11 protein-coding genes are annotated in these 17,117 nt (G+C 54.5%); 2 read left to right on the top strand and 9 right to left on the bottom strand.

The features are described from left to right. Positions 1–49: 49 nt before the first annotated feature. From yunB to HYD27_RS30160, 6 genes are all read right to left on the bottom strand, one after another. Entirely contained in the window at positions 50–1,207 is a 1,158-nt protein-coding gene (gene yunB, locus HYD27_RS30185; protein ID WP_309242151.1) for a sporulation protein YunB, read from the bottom strand. A 187-nt stretch (positions 1,208–1,394) separates the two neighbouring features. Beyond that, complete coding sequence (locus tag HYD27_RS30180) at positions 1,395–2,006, bottom strand: TVP38/TMEM64 family protein (protein ID WP_219221489.1); 612 nt, start codon at positions 2,004–2,006, stop codon at positions 1,395–1,397. 474 nt (positions 2,007–2,480) lie between these two features. Then, positions 2,481–2,777 (bottom strand): hypothetical protein, encoded by a 297-nt coding sequence (locus HYD27_RS30175; RefSeq protein WP_219221488.1) that lies wholly within the window; start codon positions 2,775–2,777, stop codon positions 2,481–2,483. Between the two features lie 196 nt (positions 2,778–2,973). Further along, positions 2,974–3,846 carry a glycine betaine ABC transporter substrate-binding protein gene (locus HYD27_RS30170; RefSeq protein WP_219221487.1) on the bottom strand — a complete coding sequence of 291 codons (873 nt, stop codon included), beginning with the start codon at positions 3,844–3,846 and terminating at the stop codon, positions 2,974–2,976. Between the two features lie 13 nt (positions 3,847–3,859). Beyond that, entirely contained in the window at positions 3,860–4,693 is an 834-nt protein-coding gene (locus tag HYD27_RS30165; protein ID WP_304623819.1) for an ABC transporter permease, read from the bottom strand. After that, entirely contained in the window at positions 4,693–5,889 is a 1,197-nt protein-coding gene (locus HYD27_RS30160; protein ID WP_219221485.1) for a quaternary amine ABC transporter ATP-binding protein, read from the bottom strand. The genes HYD27_RS30165 and HYD27_RS30160 overlap by 1 nt, the downstream gene beginning before the upstream one ends. 256 nt (positions 5,890–6,145) lie before the next feature. Here HYD27_RS30160 and HYD27_RS30155 point away from each other — a divergent pair, with 256 nt between their 5' ends. Then, positions 6,146–6,703 (top strand): GbsR/MarR family transcriptional regulator, encoded by a 558-nt coding sequence (locus HYD27_RS30155; protein ID WP_219221484.1) that lies wholly within the window; start codon positions 6,146–6,148, stop codon positions 6,701–6,703. 88 nt (positions 6,704–6,791) lie between these two features. Here HYD27_RS30155 and HYD27_RS30150 read toward each other — a convergent pair whose 3' ends face one another. Beyond that, on the bottom strand, positions 6,792–11,804 hold the full coding sequence (locus HYD27_RS30150; protein WP_219221483.1) for a carbohydrate binding domain-containing protein: 5,013 nt from the start codon (positions 11,802–11,804) through the stop codon (positions 6,792–6,794). Positions 11,805–12,054: 250 nt separating this feature from the next. Here HYD27_RS30150 and HYD27_RS30145 point away from each other — a divergent pair, with 250 nt between their 5' ends. Next, positions 12,055–13,071: a LacI family DNA-binding transcriptional regulator gene (locus HYD27_RS30145; RefSeq protein ID WP_219221498.1), complete on the top strand. Its 1,017-nt coding sequence runs from the start codon at positions 12,055–12,057 to the stop codon at positions 13,069–13,071. Positions 13,072–14,027: 956 nt separating this feature from the next. Here the strand turns inward: HYD27_RS30145 and HYD27_RS30140 are convergent. Together HYD27_RS30140 and HYD27_RS30135 are read right to left on the bottom strand one after the other, a co-directional pair. Beyond that, a complete protein-coding gene (locus HYD27_RS30140) occupies positions 14,028–15,038 on the bottom strand; it encodes a ketoacyl-ACP synthase III (RefSeq protein ID WP_219221482.1) in 1,011 nt (336 codons plus the stop codon). Between the two features lie 380 nt (positions 15,039–15,418). Next, positions 15,419–16,762: a glycoside hydrolase family 28 protein gene (locus HYD27_RS30135; protein WP_309242153.1), complete on the bottom strand. Its 1,344-nt coding sequence runs from the start codon at positions 16,760–16,762 to the stop codon at positions 15,419–15,421. Positions 16,763–17,117 lie beyond the last annotated feature (355 nt).

Raw genomic sequence — 17,117 nt, 5'->3', positions numbered from 1 at the left:
CACTGCCCGGTGAGATAAACGTTCAAACGGAATGAATTCGTGCAGCGGTTCACTGGCCGCCGGCTTCACCGGAGCCAGCACCGGTTTCATCCCCTGCATTCCCGGTATCCGCTGAACCGGAATCCGGCGAACCGGTATTTGACCCGGCGGAGCTGTTATTTGACCCGGTGCCGCTGCCTGGCACCGCTGTCCCTGTCTTATTCCCGCCCACGGAAGGAGCCGGAATGGCTATTCCCGGCGCACTGCTGCCGTTTCCTCCGACAGGCTGGCCCTGGTTATCGTAATAGTACATTGGTACATCGCCCACCACCATCAGATAGGACACGGGAATCTCGGTGTCCACAACCTGCGGCTCCACATCGAACGGAATAATAACTGCCACCTCTGTGACAATATGAATATAGACCTCAACGAGGATCATATTAATTCCGGCATCCTTCTGGCGGGTGTTCAGCTCCACCTTGACAGCGCCCTGAGGCTCCATCTTGATCGGAACATTCGGACCGTAGGAAGCAATCAATGTACTTCCAAGCGCCTGGCCCAGGGGAATGCGTTCCTTTTTGTTGTGCAGCTCCTGAAGTGTGGACTGTATTACCTCTGCCGCCTGTGAGGTGATGCGCATATGCTCTTTATAATTGAGCATGAAGCCCGATATTTTTCCGTCGTTATCCGTTTTCCAGTCAATCAGCGCTTCGGCGTTTCCCGTATCGGCCACTTGCGAGGTTATCGCCTTATTGATCGATTCCGTGGCAATCTGCTTCACGCGGATTTGCGCCAGATGAAGAATGGGCGGCTTCAAACGCTTCTCCACATAACGCAGGCTCTGGATTACAGCCAGCAGGAGCACCAGGCTGAGGATGATCCAGAATCTGCCGCGCCTGCGCGGCTCGGGACTTCCTGATACAGAGCCGGATGCCGTTCCCTTCCGCCTGCTTTTGAAGTGCAGCCGCATACTGCCTCTGCGCTTCATCTCCCCATATTGCACACCCTGGGAGGACACGCGGCTGCCCCCCTTGGACGGCTTCGCCCTGAATGAAGGGCTGCGCCCTGCAAGTCTGGGGCCGCCTTCCCTTGAAGGCTTCGCCTTGAACGACGGGCTTCGTCCCGCCGTTCTTGGAATGCTGTCCCAGCTGAGCTTGGGCAGCCGCAGGCGGCCCAGATTCGGTACTCTTGCGCTGCGGCTCCCCCATTTTTTTATTCTGCCCATGCCTCTTTGTCCCTCCCGACCTTCCCGGAGGTCAAGCCGCCTCCAGTTAATATAGGCTATTCGGGACACGCGCAAAATAACCCCACAAAGTGGGGCACGGCTGGCCGCAGCAACAGCAAAAAGGAACGCAGCCTGCGCAAATGCGCCCCGGGCTGCGTTCCTTTGGGTATAACCAGCTCAAATCATGCTATTCCATCCGGCTGCGTTTATCCTCCTGCAAATGTCCCCAGTGGCGGCGGATGAAAATTCCGATAAGGATAACGGCAAATACTCCATACCAGGTCAGATAGCCGTTCCATTCCTCCCTGGGGACAATCAGAGTCGAGCTGATCGTTCCAAACAGCCAGATATATGAAAGATTGCCCAGCACCGTGCCCCAGATAAAAGCAGAGGTCTTGATGGGTGAAACTGCCGACATGAAATTGATAATATTGCTCGGCATGATCGGAATCGTGCGCAGCAGCACCAGCGTCCAGATGCCGTACCGGTCCAGGTAACGCTGCCACTTGTCATAGCGCTTCAGCCTGGAACGCCATGTCCGGTCAAACCACTCAAACAGATAGCGCCGGAAGAGGAAATAAGTAACCACTGCCCCTATATTGCAGGCCATCCAGCTGACAAGCATCCCTCCGATCACATTGAATTCGGACACATGCAGGACGATAAGGATCGCCAGGGGGAAAAATCCGAACAGACTCTGCAGCACCGCTAGCGGGATGGTGGCGAGCAGGATATACGGCCCGCTGAGTCCAAGTGACTGCAGCAGCCAATCGATCCAGGCATTGATGGTCTCTGTCATGGAGCAGCCTCCTTTCTTGCTTCCTTGAACCACTGCTGACAGCTTATAACCCCTTGGATTCAAGCAGAAACGGCTTCGCCGTCCTCTGAAAGAGGCGGTATCCGTTTCTCCAAAATTAGAAGGATAATTGATAGCCTGAAACATATAAACCTGAATTTCGAAAGTAAGTATCCACAAATCATCTAAAAAGCTCTACACGAAGGGATTTCTTGCTAAAAACAACTTGCACCAAATGGGTGAAGGAAGAAGAGGGTTTATCTCTTGTCCGATCTGGATGGGTTCAATTCACTTTCGAAATTCAGGATGAATTCTTATCTTTCAAAATAACCCCACAAAGTGGGGCCTTGGCTTCGATGATGACTCAGGTACTTTGCGGGGACCCCAAAACATATAAATTCTTATCTTTTCAAGAAAGACACCTATCGGCGTCCTATATAAGAATGCTGCCATTTCAGTGGGGAGGAGAAGAATCATTTAGCCTGATTCCCTCCTCCAGCCGGCTTCGGGCGAATTCAAAGGCACTTCTGCCTCTGATTCCCTCCTCCAGCCGGCTTCGGGCGAATTGAAAGGTACTTCTGCCTCTGATTCCCTCCTCCAGCCGGCTTCGGGCGAATTGAAAGGTACTTCTGCCTTTGATTCCCTCCTCCAGCCGGCTTCGGGCGAATTCAAAGGTACTTCTGCCTTTGATTCCCTCCTCCAGCCGGCTTCGGGCGAATTCAAAGGTACTTCTGCCTCTGATTCCACCATCCAGCCGGCTTCGGGCGAATTCAAAGGTACTTCACATATAAATTCTTATCTTTCAAGAAAAACACCCCTCACGGGGTGTTTATTGAATGAGTCTGCCTATAACCTGTGTATGTAAGGAACATTGCAGAAGGCGTACAAGTTACAGAATTGTAGCCTTATGTTCCTTCATCATAACACACATCCATAGCCGCTGCAAAACTCTGCAGCCTCCGCAGAATGGTTATTCGATTCCGGCGATCCAGCTGCCGACTTGCTCTTCATGCTCCTGAACCCAGGCTTTGGCTGCGTCCTCCGGAGATTGGCCGCCCTGAATATCTATCATTACCTGCGCCATATCCTCCGGTGTCCACTGGAATTGATCCAGGAAACGGTAGACATCCGGCATATCCTCCTTCAGGCCTTGCCGTACCATGGTGTGAATCTGCTTGGCTCCGCCATAGATTTCCTGCGGATCCTCCAGATACTTCAAATCCATATTGGCAAACATCCAGTGCGGTGTCCAGCCGGTAACAACAATCGGCTTATTGTCCGCATACGCCTTCTGCAGCTCCTGCGCCATCGCCGCCGATGAGCTCTCCAGCAGCGTATAATCGCTCAGCCCATAGGCCTCCACCGCTTGTTCGCTGGCGGTCATAATACCGGCACCCGGCTCAATTCCGATGATCTGGTTGTTCAGGGAGTTGGCCACATCGGCATTCTTCAGATCTTCAATGGAATTGATATCCATATAAGCAGGAACGGTAAGCCCGGTTTTGGTCCCGTCCAGGTTGGCTCCCAAATCCTCGATATCGCTGCCATATTTCTCAAGATAAGAGGCATGCGTGCTTGGGAGCCAGGCGGCTACCATGCCGTCGGCGCTGCCATCGGCAATTCCCGCCCACATAGGGCCGGCGTCGACCTGCAGCATTTCCACAGTAACACCCAGCTTGGATTCAAGCACTTCTTTTACCACGTAGGTGCTGGCAATTTCGGAATCCCAGGCCACATAGGCCAGCTTCACCGTCTCATTGCCCTTGGACGAATTGGACGAGCAACCGGCAACGGCTGCCGCCAGCAATATCAGCATCAGTATTCCCAAGGTTTGCTTCTTCATATGAACAACACTCCTATCCATTTTTAGGTTTAAACAGCTTCTGCGTCAGACGGTCAAGCAGAATCGCGATAATTACGATAGCGATGCCCGCTTCAAAGCCTGCGCCGGTCTTGGCTTGCGACACGGCCCGGTATACATAGGCACCCACGCCCTGAGCACCGATCATCGACGAAATTACGACCATCGACAGCGAGAGCATAATGGTCTGGTTAATGCCGGCCATAATGGTCGGCAGAGCAAGCGGCAGCTGCAGCTTGAACAGCTTCTGGCCTGCGGTAGAACCAAATGCATCCGCCGCTTCCACCAGCTCCGGGGACACCTGGCGGATTCCCAGGTTGGTCAGCCGGATCGTTGGCGGAATCGCAAAGATAATGGATGCGATCACACCGGGAACCACCCCGAGCGAAAAGAAAGACACCGCAGGCAGCAGGTAGACAAATGCCGGCATCGTCTGCATAAAGTCCAGAACCGGGGTCACGGTATTCTGTACCCCGTTGCTCTGTGCGCAGAGCACGCCAAGCGGCACGCCGATCAGCACTGCCAGTACAGAGGCTGTCAGTACCAGGGCAAGCGACTGCATTGATGGCCCCCACAGCCCCAGATTGTCGATCAGCAGCAGCCCGATGAGCGCAAACAGCGCTATGCGCCATTTCCCGATCCAGTACGCCAGAGCGGTAATAATTACAATCAGAACAATGGCCGGAAGAAAAGTGAGCGCTGATTCAATGCCGTCCACCATTCCACCGATGAGCATATGAATGAAGTCAAACAAAGGGCCCAGGTAGGCGGTCAGCCAGTCCTCCAGCCATTCAACCGCCTGTCCGAGCGGCAGCTTGGGAATATTCATCAAATTCCCTCCCCTTCCGGAACCGCATTGCCGGCCAGGGCGGACAGAACGGCCCCTTTGATGACAATGCCCTTCAGCTTGTTGCCTTCGTCAACTACCGCCACCGGCAGATGGGTCTCGGACATTAATTCAAACAGATCGTTCAGCAGCGTATCCGGGGACACACGGGGAATCTCCCGGCGCATAACCTCCAGAATGGATTGATTCTCCTTGAGCGCCTGGGCCGCATCCTCAGCGGTGACTACACCCTGCAGCTTCATTTCATTGTCAGTCACATACAGGCTGGAAACACCGCTGTCCCGCATCAATTGCAGCGCAACGCGCGGACCGCGTTCAGGGCGGATCATTTCCGGCTGGCGCATCACATGCGCTGCGGTCAGCACCTTCGACAGATCGACATCCTCCACAAAACGTTCCACATATTTGTTGGCCGGCTGAATCAGAATTTCTTCCGGCGTGCCGATCTGCACAATTACGCCATCCTTCATCAAGGCGATGCGGTCGCCGATGCGCAGGGCCTCATCCAGGTCATGCGTGATGAATATAATGGTCTTTTTCATTTTGGACTGCAGCTCCAGCAGCTCCTGCTGCATATCCTTGCGGATCAGCGGGTCCAGCGCACTGAAGGCCTCATCCATCAGCAGAATATCGGGATCATTCGCAAGTCCGCGTGCAAGGCCTACCCGCTGCTGCATGCCGCCGCTGAGCTGGTCGGGCCGGTGATGCTCCCAGCCTTTAAGGCCGACGAGCTCCAGAGCCTCCGTGGCAAGCCGGGTTCTTTTCTTTTTTTCAACCCCCTGCACTTCAAGGCCGTATTCGGCATTCGCCAGCACAGTGCGGTGCGGGAACAATGCGAACTTCTGGAACACCATTCCGATATTCTTGCGGCGGAACTGGCGCAGCTGCTCCGGATTCATTTTGACGACATCCTTGTCTTGGAAAAGAACCTGTCCCCCTGTGGGCTCTATTAAACGGTTCAATAATCGGACCAGTGTGGACTTGCCGCTGCCCGACAATCCCATAATGACAAATATCTCTCCTTCTTCGATACGGAAATCCGCCTTGTTGACACCAACCGTCAGCTTGGCTTCCTGGGCGATTCTCTCTTTAGACCATCCTTGCTCCAATAATGGAAGAGCCCGTACCGCATCATGACCAAATACCTTGGTAAGCTGCTTCACCTCAATAATTGCCATGGTGACCTCCTTCTTCCGGCTGCAAATTTCATCTTGCTTCACTCAAATTAGTGTAACTGACTTATGAAAAGAGACGCAAAGCGCATATTCAGTTAAAAATTAGCGTACAGTTTTAACTTTACGTACTTTATGTAAAGAATACTCTGTTTAACGGCAAATTTCGTTCCAGATGAATTCTTTACTTATAGACAGGGATTTGATTACAATACACAATAGGGGTTTGCAGTCATTAGCCTACACCTCAGGAGGGACCACCATGAATGATTTAGAAGGGCTTGCGCCCGAGCAAGTGGAGAGAATCAGCAAAGCCCGGGAACGCGTGATCGATTCCATCGGCAAAAATATGGATCTGTACGGAATTACACTGTCCATTGGGCATTTATACGGCTATATGTACTTCAATCAGGGTCCCGTTACACTGGACGATCTGAGCCGGACCATGGGAATGAGCAAAACGTCCATGAGCACCGGCGTGCGAACCCTGCTGGATCTGAAGATGATCGACAAGGTATGGGGAAAAGGCACCCGGAAGGATTTGTTCGAGGTTGTTCCCGACTGGCATCAGAACTTCAGTGATTACTTCTCTATTAAATGGAGAAAAGCGGTCGAAGGAAACATGGCCGCGCTGGGCAAATCGCTGAACGAAATCAAACAAATGAAGAGTGAATATGCCGATCAACCGGGCATGGAGCAGCTGCTCAGCAATGACGAAGCCAAAATTGAGGAAGCAATTAAATATTACCGCTGGCTTCTGAAATTGATCGAAGCACTGGAAACCGGCAAAATCTTTGAACTGATTCCTAAAGAAACCTAGCATACTGTTCTCATATCCCCGCAAAACAAACAGCCGAGATCCTGAAGCACAGGATTTCGGCTGTTTGAGATTTATGGAATGCTGCCGCCTACAGAGCCTCTGTCAAACTTACATTATCAATATAAATATGGTTGCCCGCCTGAATCGCATTATTCGTGTCCCCGCTGTTGCCGGCAATCAGGCCCATGAGGAACACCAGATGCACTCCCGCATCCGTCGCGCCATCCATTGTGAAGGTATAGCTGTATAAGTTCATGCTGCCCGTCAGGACTACAGCTTGTGCCGGCAAATATTTCGTGTAATCCCCGCCTTTGTGCTCTACAGCCACTTCGATCAAACGGTCAATATCGGAGCGTGCCTCAAAAGTCAGCGTATACGTCTTGCCCTGCACGAGCTTCAAATTGGCATAATCGACCTGGGCGCTGTAGTTGGCTGTTCCCGTCCCGGTCAGTGTGGCGGCAAGTTCTCCGTCCTGTGCGGCGGCGGAGCCGGTGCCGTCAAAATATTGTGTCCATCCGGCAAGACCTGCCGCCTCATCAAATGCTCCGTTGTCCAGCGTACCGCTGGCGGGTTCTACCGGTACGCCGCCCCCGCCTTCCAGCTCAGTAACCCTGATGTCGTCAAAAGAAAGCGTATGCGGCATGCCATTCGCCGTTTTGTCCTCTCCCATGGTTGCACCGATCAGATAGTTCAGCTTCAGCGGATTGTCGTTCTCCACGGTAAATTGCGCGCTGTAGGTCTCCCAGGCGGCAGAAACTTCGAACTTCGCCTGTGCCGGGGCGGCAGAGGTGCCGCTGTACTCCACAATGATCTGTCTGGGCACCGTTGACTTGGCCTTGAAGCTCAGCTCATAGGTTTTTCCTGCCTGCAGCGGAATGCCCTCCTGGAACAGCTGGGTATGCCAGGCCGCTGTGCCGGCAACGGAAATCCCGATCTCCGCCACCCCCTCATTGACGCTGAAAGAAGAAACCCCGCCTTCCCCGGACCATGTGGACCAGCCCGTTTTGCCGCCGGCAAACGATCCGTTGACGACCAGATTGTTGTCATTCGCCAGAATGGTTTGGGATACCGTGGCGCTGACATACCCTTCCGCTTCCACAGTAACGGTATAGCTGCCTTCAGCCGGAAACACCTCAGGAGCAATGATAATCATGCCCGCTTGGACGGTATACTGCCCTTCGGCAAGTGCAGTGCCGTTCACCTTAACCGTCTTAATACTGCTGCGCCAGGCTGCATTATCGGCAAAGGTCAGCTCTACCGGCTGCGACACCCGGTTGTTCGTGCTGTCGCCGAGCAGCTCCTGCGGTTTGGCCGGCGCATTCTTAATCTCAAGCTTCACATTGTCGATCACAAGCTGATGCGCCTGCGGAATGCTCACTCCATCCACCTTGCCCAGCAGGAATTTCAGCGACAGTGTATCATTGGCCCCCTGCCGGAATTCGAATCTGTAATGGGCGGGTTCCGGGGCGATATCCACGATCTGGGTAAACGAAGACTGATAGGAGGCGTTCTCCGCATTGACGCTGATTTTGCGGGCCACACTTGCACTGGCATCAAATTCAATAATATAGTCCATGCCGCCGGCCGCCCTCAGTCCATTCTGGAACAGCATCACCGAATAAGGCTGGCTTCCGGTATTGGTAATATTGAAGGCGGCTGCTCCATCCGTAACTGAAGCGGTGCTCGCACCGCCCTGCTCCGTCAAGAGCCGCTCCCAGCTGGTGAAGCCAAAGCTGAAATCCCCGTTCACCAATGGATAGTAGACCAGTGAAGGATCGTAATAGAAGCTCGTACGCAGCAGCAGGAAATTGTCCAGCTTGACGGTGCCCGCAGCGCTGCCGAGATGAAGCACAAATTGTCCCAGCGCATCGGTTGCTCCGGCGAGGTCAGGGAATACCGCTTCCACCTGCTGTTCCCCCGGCTTGAGCTGAATGGTCCCGGATGCATAGACAGTGCCATCCCTGCCTTGCAGTTCAATTACCGCTGTGCGCGGGGAAGGGACATCCGCCTCAAAGGTGAGCCTGTAATCCTGGCCCTGTAGCAGAAAGACCCCTTTCTGCAGCAGGCGGACATCGGCGCTTGGTCCGCCGGTGCCGCTGATCTGCAGATTTAATCTGCCCGCAGCGTCAACGCTCGGGCTGACCGCCGCATCTCCGTCCGCTTCGGCATGCCAGTAGCCGAGCCGGTCCGGCTCGCCCAGATCAAAGGTGCCGTTGTACAGATGGTTGCCGCTGCCCAGGGGAGTTTTGGCGCTGTCATGGTCAAACTGAATGCTGTCAATCTCTTCGAGCCGGGCGTTCCCAAGCCATACAGGCGAAGCATCCGTACCTAGATTGAATTCTACCCGGGCAGCAATGTCCGAGTTCTCCTTCATCTGGAACACCGTTTCGTAATGGGTAAACGATGAGGTCAGGCCTGCCTTGAGCGTTGGCGAGTAAGCCTGGTACCCGCGGGATTCTCCGCCCGTCAGCCGGACGCCGATATTGCGCGCGGCATCCGTCTTCGCGTCAAAGCTTAGCTTGTAGAATCTCCCCTTGGCCAGGGACACAATGGCCTGCGGCTGAATAGAGTATGAATTCCCTCCGGGGCTGCTGATGTTCACCTTGAGGTAATTCTGCCCGGCGATCGGTTCAAGCGATACTGCCGCATCTGCTCCGGCTTCCTTATACAGCACCCAATGGGCCGTATTCGGGATGCCCATTCCGGCATCGCCGGCTACTTGCTCCGTGAAGCCATTGTTGTAAATGAGGTTGCCGTCCGCAAGTTGCGGCAGTGAGCCTTCAAGATACGGCTCCTTCTCAATCGTTACGGGAACCGGCTCACGGTAAGCCCGGCCCGTCAGTTCGTAGACCCTGACGTAATCGATTTCCATCGACTGCGGGAATACGGTCTCCTCTGTGGGATTGCCGTCAAAATCGCCGCCGACCGCCAGGTTCATCAGCAGATGGAACTCCTGGTTGAACGGTGCCGGATAGGCGTTGTTCGCCGGCTGTCCGCTGCTCAGGCTGTACCAGTCATTCTTGGTTGAATAGAGGATGCCGTCCACATACCAGCGGATTTCACCCGGCTCCCATTCAATGGAATAGGTGTGGAACTGTGCGATGGTTGAGTTGTCCGGCAGCACATATTCCTTGCCGGAATATACATTATCCGGCCACTGGGAGCCATAATGGATGGTTCCGGCAACCGTGTCCGGGCGGCTTCCCCAGCCCTCCATAATATCCAGCTCGCCGGATGCCGCCCATGTACCGTAGACATAATCCTCCGGCAGCATCCAGATCGCAGGCCATAGGCCTTTGCCCACGGGCGCCTTGGCCCGGATTTCGAATTTACCGTATTTTTTGCTGAACAAATCCTTCGTTTTGATCCGGGAGGAGGTGTATTCCTTGCCGCCCTGCGCCTCTTTGCGGGCAGTGATGATCAGCTTGCCGTCCGCTTCCTTGACGTTTTTCTCCTCACTCGTGTACCATTCCAGCTCATTGTTGCCCCAGCCCGGATTTCCGACTGCCGTGCCGTCTCCCAGGTCGTAGGTCCACTTCGCCGGATCAATGATACCGTCGTTGAACTCATCATTCCAGACCAATGTCCACGGGTCGGCGGCAGGTGTAGGCGTAGCGGTTGGCGCTGCCGTGGCGGTCGGCGCTGGCGTAGCCGTCGGCGCTGCCGTGGCCGTCGGCGCTGGCCCCGAGCCGCCGGCCGGTGCCTGGGTCGCCGCTGGCGGCGTTGCGGCAACCGGCCCGCTGCTGCCCTGCAGCAGCGGAGCGCCGAAGGCAGTCACGCCCTCGGCGTTATTCACAACGGCGATGAAGCTGCCGCTGCCCGCCAGGGATGTACCCCTGGCTGTCGCGGCAAGCAGCAGCTCCGCAACCTGGGCATTATCCGCCAGCACAACCTGGCAGGGACTGCCCAGGGTCAGCTTGCCCACCGTCCCGGAGAGCGTCAGTCTAAGGACGCCGGTGGCGGATTCCGCTGTGGAGACAGCAGTGAAGCCCCCTTTTAGCACCGCTTCTTTTGCTGCGCTTGAGATTTGCACATCCGTAAATCCCGCTCCGCTCAGCCCGTTCTCCTCAAGCGTGGCTCCCGAATTCAGCCGCACCGTTCCAATTGAGGATGTACCGCCGGCAGAAATGCGGATTTTGCCGTCTTGCTTGGCGGCCTCGACTTTGCCTATAGTGCTGTCTTGAAGGCTTACGCTATGCGCTCCGCCGCCGCGGATGTAGGTTGTTCCCGTCACTTTTACCCCTTGGAGCAAGGCATTGCCTTCACCAATTCCCTCCGTGAGGTAGAGATTGCCCTCAATCACGCTGTCCTTGAGTACGATGCCGGCATGGCTCAGCACCGCATTTCCCTGTACCGTTCCTAATGTGAATTCCCCCTGAGAGCGCAGCAGGCCCGGTACCATCCGGTCGGCGATTTGGGCCAGCTCGGCACGGGTAAGCCTGCCCTCCGGCTTGAACAAGCCGCCAGGATAGCCCTTGAAATAGCCGGCAGCCGAAAGCGTTGCTGCCGCCTCCCTGGATTCACTGTCTGACCCGGCCAAATCGCTGTAAACGGCAGCCTCCTGCTCCTCCCCCGTATCCAGCTGAAATATCTTCTGCAGCGCCACAGCCGCCTCCGCACGCGTCAATGGAGCAGAAGGGGCTATGCGGTTGTCCTTGTCCGCACTTAAATAGCCGGCGGCTATGCTCTTGGCGATATCGCTGCTGAACCATGCAGCCGCAGGCACATCGGCAGGCAGGGGTGCAGCTTCCGCGCCGTAATTAAAAATACGGTTCATAATAACGGCAAATTCCGCCTTCGTTACCGGAGCATTCGGCCGGAAGGTTCCGTCCCCGTAGCCGCCGACAATGCCATTCCCGCTCCAGCGCTGCACCGCACGGGCGGCCCAGCTGTCCGCCGGAACATCGGTAAACGCTTTCAATTCATTGGAGCTTGATGTGCTGCCCGTAACTGAAGTTACGCCGCTTGATATTACAGCTGAATCTGCCGCCGCAAGCCGCCCGGAAGCGGCCTCTGCGAAGCCCCCGCCGTTGCCCAGCGGAGCCAGCAAGCCTGTCAGAAGGGCCATGGCAGTAAGCAGGCCGGATACTTTTTTCTTCATCCTGTTCATTCCTCCTTGAAGTACCGTTATCTTGAAGTACTGTTATCCCGAAGTACTGTTATTCCAAGTCCTGTTACTCATTCCAGCCTCAAAATCGAAATCGGTTTCGAAAATATCCGCAGCCGCTGCAGCACAATAACCGTTTGACTTGCTCCGGCAAGTTGAATAGACTTAAATTCATGAAGAAGCGCGGCGGGACAGTCTTTTGGCCGGGTACAGTGATTAAGCGGAGGGTGGCTTTTCCATGCAAATGAATATTAAAAAGATCGCTGAAATGGCGGGAGTCTCCGTCTCAACAGTTTCGAAAATCATGAACAATTACAGCGATGTTTCCGAAAAAACGAAAAAAAGGGTTATGGAAATTATCGAACAGACCGGATATTCCCCCTCCAACTCTGCCAAAACACTGGCCACCAAGAAGTCCAATCTGATCGGGGTGATTTTTGCCGGCGAGCTGAATGTGGAATTTACGCATCCTTTTTTTGTAGAGGTGTTGAATTCCTTCAAGAAGCAGATGGGGGTGCTTGGCTACGATCTGATCTTTTTTTCCAACGAGAAATTCATCAGCAGCGGGGATTACTACTCCCGTTGTCTGCATTTTAATGTGGATGGCTGTGTTATCATATCCGGGCAAAAGATGGAGCCGGCGATCCGCGACCTGGATATGAGCAGCCTTCCCTGCATCGGCGTTGATTTGGAGCTGAGCGGCAAGAAGTCCGGATTTGTGATGTCGGATAATTTCCAGATCGCCTCCAAGGTGGTGGAGCATTTCTATCTGCTGGGCCACAGGGAGCTTGGCTTCATTGGCAGCACGGCCGACTCGGATATCTCCAACCAGCGGGAAGCCGGGTTCGCCAAGGCGATTGAAAGCTTTGGCCTGGCGCTGAACCGCAAGTGGTTCGTGCATGGGGAGGACTTCTTCGAAATCAGCGGCTACACGGCGATGCGGCAGCTCCTGGAGACCGGCAGTATGCCAAAAGCGGTCTTCGCCGCCTCCGATCTGCTGGCCCTCGGCGCGGTCCGCGCCTTGAAGGAAAAGGGCCTGCGCATCCCGGAGGATGTCGCCATCATCGGCTGTGATGACATCGAAGCCTGCAAATATACCAGTCCCACGCTGACCACGATCCGCCAGAACAAAGAGCGCCTGGGCGTCCTCGCCGCACATATGCTGTTCGACCTCATCAACAATCAATCGGACGGCGGTTCCTTCGTTGTCGAACCGGCGCTGATCGTCCGCGAATCCTGCGGCAGCCGCATGCGAGGCTAATGCTTGGCTGGCTGGCGGCTTGCAGCTGGCGTTGCGGCTCCGCCGCCAGCTTCCCAGCTGCATGTTGCTTACGGCTCGCAGCCAGCTCCCCAGCTGCGTGTTGCTTGCGGCTCGCAGCCAGCTCCCCAGCTGCGTGTTGCTTGCGGCTCGCAGCCAGCTCCCCAGCTGCGTGTTGCTCGCCACTCCGCTGCCAGCTTCCCAGCTGCCAGCAATGCCGGCGATTTCTTGCGGTTTCGAACCTCTGCCAATCCGCAGGGAATTGTCTGATTGCACTTTGTACAATAGACATCCATGCCGCCGAGCGGCACCCTAGAGGATGCAAATATAAGCAGTGAAATGAATTTGCAGGATAGATATGGGCTGAAATCAGCCAAATCACGATTCAATTGCACTTTGTACAATTATAATGAGCCCAGCCCCCCTAAAATAAAGAAACTGATTAAATTCTGCTGCACAAAGTGCAATTAAAACGAATTCCAGCCCAATTCGGAGTGATTCTACTGCACAAAAAAGCTTAACGCAACTTTTGATGTCTACGGGTTGCTTAAATGCCAAGTGTTACTTTTAGGGGCTGGACTTACTTTGATTAGCTGTATGTTACCTTGAACGGCTAAGCGTTACTTTTATTTGTCTTAACTTACTTTTAGCGCCTGAGCTTTACTTTGAGTACTGTATGTTACCTTGAACGGCTAAAGGTTACTCATAGTGCCTAAGCGTTACTTTTATTGCTTCAATATTACATAACCTGCGCCCTCTTTGCTCTTCAACGTTCTTCAGCGTTCTTCAGCGTTCTTCCCGGTCCGCAACAGCACTAAACGCCCTTCGGCAGCCCCCCTTGGCGAAACTTTATTTCCAGACTTTGCTCCTACTGATCGAAACACTTTCGATATTATAATCCCTCATTTGATGTAAGGGTTCAAGGCACTGTTTTTCTGGTTTTGGGCGTCATTTTTCGGTTATAGGGGGGCAGGAGGCGAGACCTCGGTGTCCAGTGTCAGCCTTAGCAACTGCCCGGCATGTGCAAGCCCGGCTCCGAAGCCGTACAGCAGGACCTGCTGGCCGTTAAGCACTTTGCCTGCGCGGATGCCAAGGTCCAGCGCGAGCGGAATGCTGGCTGCCGAGGTGTTTCCAAAATATTCAAGACTGTACAAGGCTTGCTCCAGCGGATAATTCATCCGCTCACAGATAGGCTCAATCATCCGCAGATTTGCGCTGTGCGGAATGAACCAGTCTACCTGTTCCAGAGTGGCTCCGGCGCTGTCAAGCACCTGCTGCACGCCCTGAGGCACCGTTCGCACAGCCCAGCGGAAAACCTCGCGCCCATTTTGCACCAGCTTGCCTGTATCTATAAGATCAACCTCATTCACAACATGCGACAGCCCCGGGTGGTAGACATGATGCGCCCCGCTGCCGTCGCTGCCCAGATGGAATCCGGCAAAGCCGTCAACCAGCCCGCCGCTCTCCAGCAGCACCGCACCCGCACCGTCGCCAAAAAGGATACAGGTGCTCCGGTCGGTGTAATCCGTAATTTTGGACAGAGTGTCCGCGCCAAGCACCAGCACCTTGCGGTGCAGACCGGAGGCAACATAGGCATGCGCTGTATGCAGTGCATAGACGAACCCGGCACAGGCCGCGCTCAGATCCACCGCTCCAGCGGTAACCGGAATACCCAGACGATTCTGGAGAATGGAAGCCACAGAAGGAAAAGAAAAATCCGGTGTGCTTGTAGCAACGAGAATCATATCGACATCCTGCACACTTTTGCCGTAACGCTTCATCAGATCCTGCACAGCGGCTGTACATAAATCACTGGTGTATTCATCCTCACGGCTGATTCTGCGTTCACGGATTCCGGTCCGCTGGACAATCCACTCCTCATTGGTATCCACCATCTGCTCCAAATCGCTGTTCGTCAGTCTCCGGGCCGGTACGTAAGCTCCGATTGCGGTAATTTTGGCACCTTTCAAGAGTATCACCCCGTAATTAGTATCTGATATTAGTACTTGGTGCTAATTATAGCCTGAAACTGCCTGTTTGGCAAAAACAAACTGCTGCGGATTTCCTATCCCAGCCCAAAATGAAGTTCCTTCACAGCAGTTGCAGGAATACCCCAAGCTCGGCACTTGACATGCCTTTCATCTGATAAGCCGTTTGAACCAGAGACAATATGCGTTTTTTACATCCCTTCAACTTTGGAGATGTCCACAGAAGCTCTGCATCTAATTAACTATTACCCGTTTTTCAAGGCCCCTGCCGCCGTATTACAAACAATAGGGATGATCCGGAAAGCCGTAAATGGCTGCCAAATCATCCCTTCTCTTTCCCCACTGCAGGTATTCCGGTCCCCTTAGCTGCTCACCGGCTCCACCGTCACCTGCTCGACAAGCTTTTCGGGTTTTGCCGTATTTTTGGAGCGGCAGCCCGAGAACTCCACCTCTTCACTATTTTCAATGTAAAAAGCCGGACCTTCATGGTTCTCAATTGTCACCTGATTGAACTGCACATCCCTTACATATCCCAGATAAAAGCCGCGGCCCTTCATCGGATCAAGCCCTGTCATCATATCGGGAGCACCCGGTACCGGGTGCTTCGCCATCGAAATATCCACGTTCGTGAAGGTAATCTCCGAGACAGGCTGCTCCGCAAGGCCATAGAGGAACCCTGCGGCGGCCTGGACGTTACGCGCTGTAATATTAGCATAATGAATCCGGCGAAAACACGGCGTTTCAGCAGTGACCGGGTACGGGTTCTTATCCCAGACGTACTTTTCCTTGCCGCGCGGCCCGCAGAAATAATACAGGTTCAGCGTAAAAGGGCAGATAACGTCCTCCATCACAATGTTGCTGATGCGGATATCTTCAATGGTTCCCCCGCGCCCTCGTCTGGATTTCATGCGTATTCCCCGGTCCGTCTGCTTGAAGACGCAGTTAGTGATCGTCACATTGCGGATGTCGCCGCTCATCTCACTGCCGAGCACAACCGCCCCATGGCCATGAACCATAGTGCAGTTGGTGATCGTGATATTCTCGCAGGGCACACGCTCCAGGGTGTCTTCGGTTCCCGCTTTGATGGCGATGCAGTCATCGCCCACATCTATGTGACAGTTGCTGATATGGACACCCGAGCAGGATTCGGGATTGATGCCATCCGTATTCGGCGAATCCGCAGGGTTGAGAATGGATACATTGTCAATCGTCACATTGCCGCAGCCAATCGGGTTGACCGTCCAGCTGGGGGATTGCGTCAGTGTAACATCCTTGACCGTCACCCTGCGGCAGCTGCTGAGGCCGATTAAGGTTGGACGCGGATACTCCAGCTGCTCCGGATGATTACGGTGCTTATCCCACCATGGCGCACCGTTTCCATTAAGGATGCCGCTCCCTGTAATAGAGATATTGACCAGATTCTCGCCGAAAATGCAGGGCGAATGAACCTGCCGCTTCACTCCCTCCCATCTGGAATCCACTGCAGGATAATCCTGCGGCTCGGTGCTGAAGGACAGCACCGCTCCCGGACTTAGGTGCAATTCAATATTACTGCGGAGCCGGATCGCTCCGGTCACAAATGTGCCTGCCGGAACATGCACCGTTCCTCCGCCTGCCCCGCTTGCCGCTGCAATGGCGGCGGCAATTGCGCTTGTAGCCGGTACCGGACTATCCGGCAACGCACCGTAATCCACGATGTTATACACGTGCCTTCCTCTCCTTTCACGTTCAACGGCATTTCTGCCGTTATTCCAACCCGCTCTCGCCGGCGGCTCTCCCATAACGGCATTTCTGCCGTTATTCCAACCCGCTCTCGCCGGCGGCTCTCCCATAACGGCATTTCTGCCGTTATTCCAACCCGCTCTCGCCGGCAGCTCTCCCATAACGGCATTTCTGCCGTTATTCCAACCCGCTCTCGCCGGCAGCTCTCCCATAACGGCATTTCTGCCGTTATTCCAACCCGCTCTCGCCGGCGGCTCTCCCATAACGGCATTTCTGCCGTTATTCCAACCCGCTCTCGCCGGCGGCTCTCCCATAACGGCATTTCTGCCGTTATTCCAA

It is taken from the genome of Paenibacillus sp. S150 (genome assembly GCF_019352175.1).
GTDB lineage: Bacteria > Bacillota > Bacilli > Paenibacillales > Paenibacillaceae > Paenibacillus_AQ.
This window is presented reverse-complemented; position numbering and strand designations above follow the sequence as displayed.

What these genes read in the sequence shown, in the direction of transcription:
- yunB (WP_309242151.1), bottom strand. Translation starts at nt 1,207, where the DNA reads ATGGGCAGAATAAAAAAATGGGGGAGCCGCAGCGCAAGAGTACCGAAT.
- HYD27_RS30180 (WP_219221489.1), bottom strand. Translation starts at nt 2,006, where the DNA reads ATGACAGAGACCATCAATGCCTGGATCGATTGGCTGCTGCAGTCACTT.
- HYD27_RS30170 (WP_219221487.1), bottom strand. Translation starts at nt 3,846, where the DNA reads ATGAAGAAGCAAACCTTGGGAATACTGATGCTGATATTGCTGGCGGCA.
- HYD27_RS30165 (WP_304623819.1), bottom strand. Translation starts at nt 4,693, where the DNA reads ATGAATATTCCCAAGCTGCCGCTCGGACAGGCGGTTGAATGGCTGGAG.
- HYD27_RS30160 (WP_219221485.1), bottom strand. Translation starts at nt 5,889, where the DNA reads ATGGCAATTATTGAGGTGAAGCAGCTTACCAAGGTATTTGGTCATGAT.
- HYD27_RS30155 (WP_219221484.1), top strand. Translation starts at nt 6,146, where the DNA reads ATGAATGATTTAGAAGGGCTTGCGCCCGAGCAAGTGGAGAGAATCAGC.
- HYD27_RS30150 (WP_219221483.1), bottom strand. Translation starts at nt 11,804, where the DNA reads ATGAAGAAAAAAGTATCCGGCCTGCTTACTGCCATGGCCCTTCTGACA.
- HYD27_RS30145 (WP_219221498.1), top strand. Translation starts at nt 12,055, where the DNA reads ATGAATATTAAAAAGATCGCTGAAATGGCGGGAGTCTCCGTCTCAACA.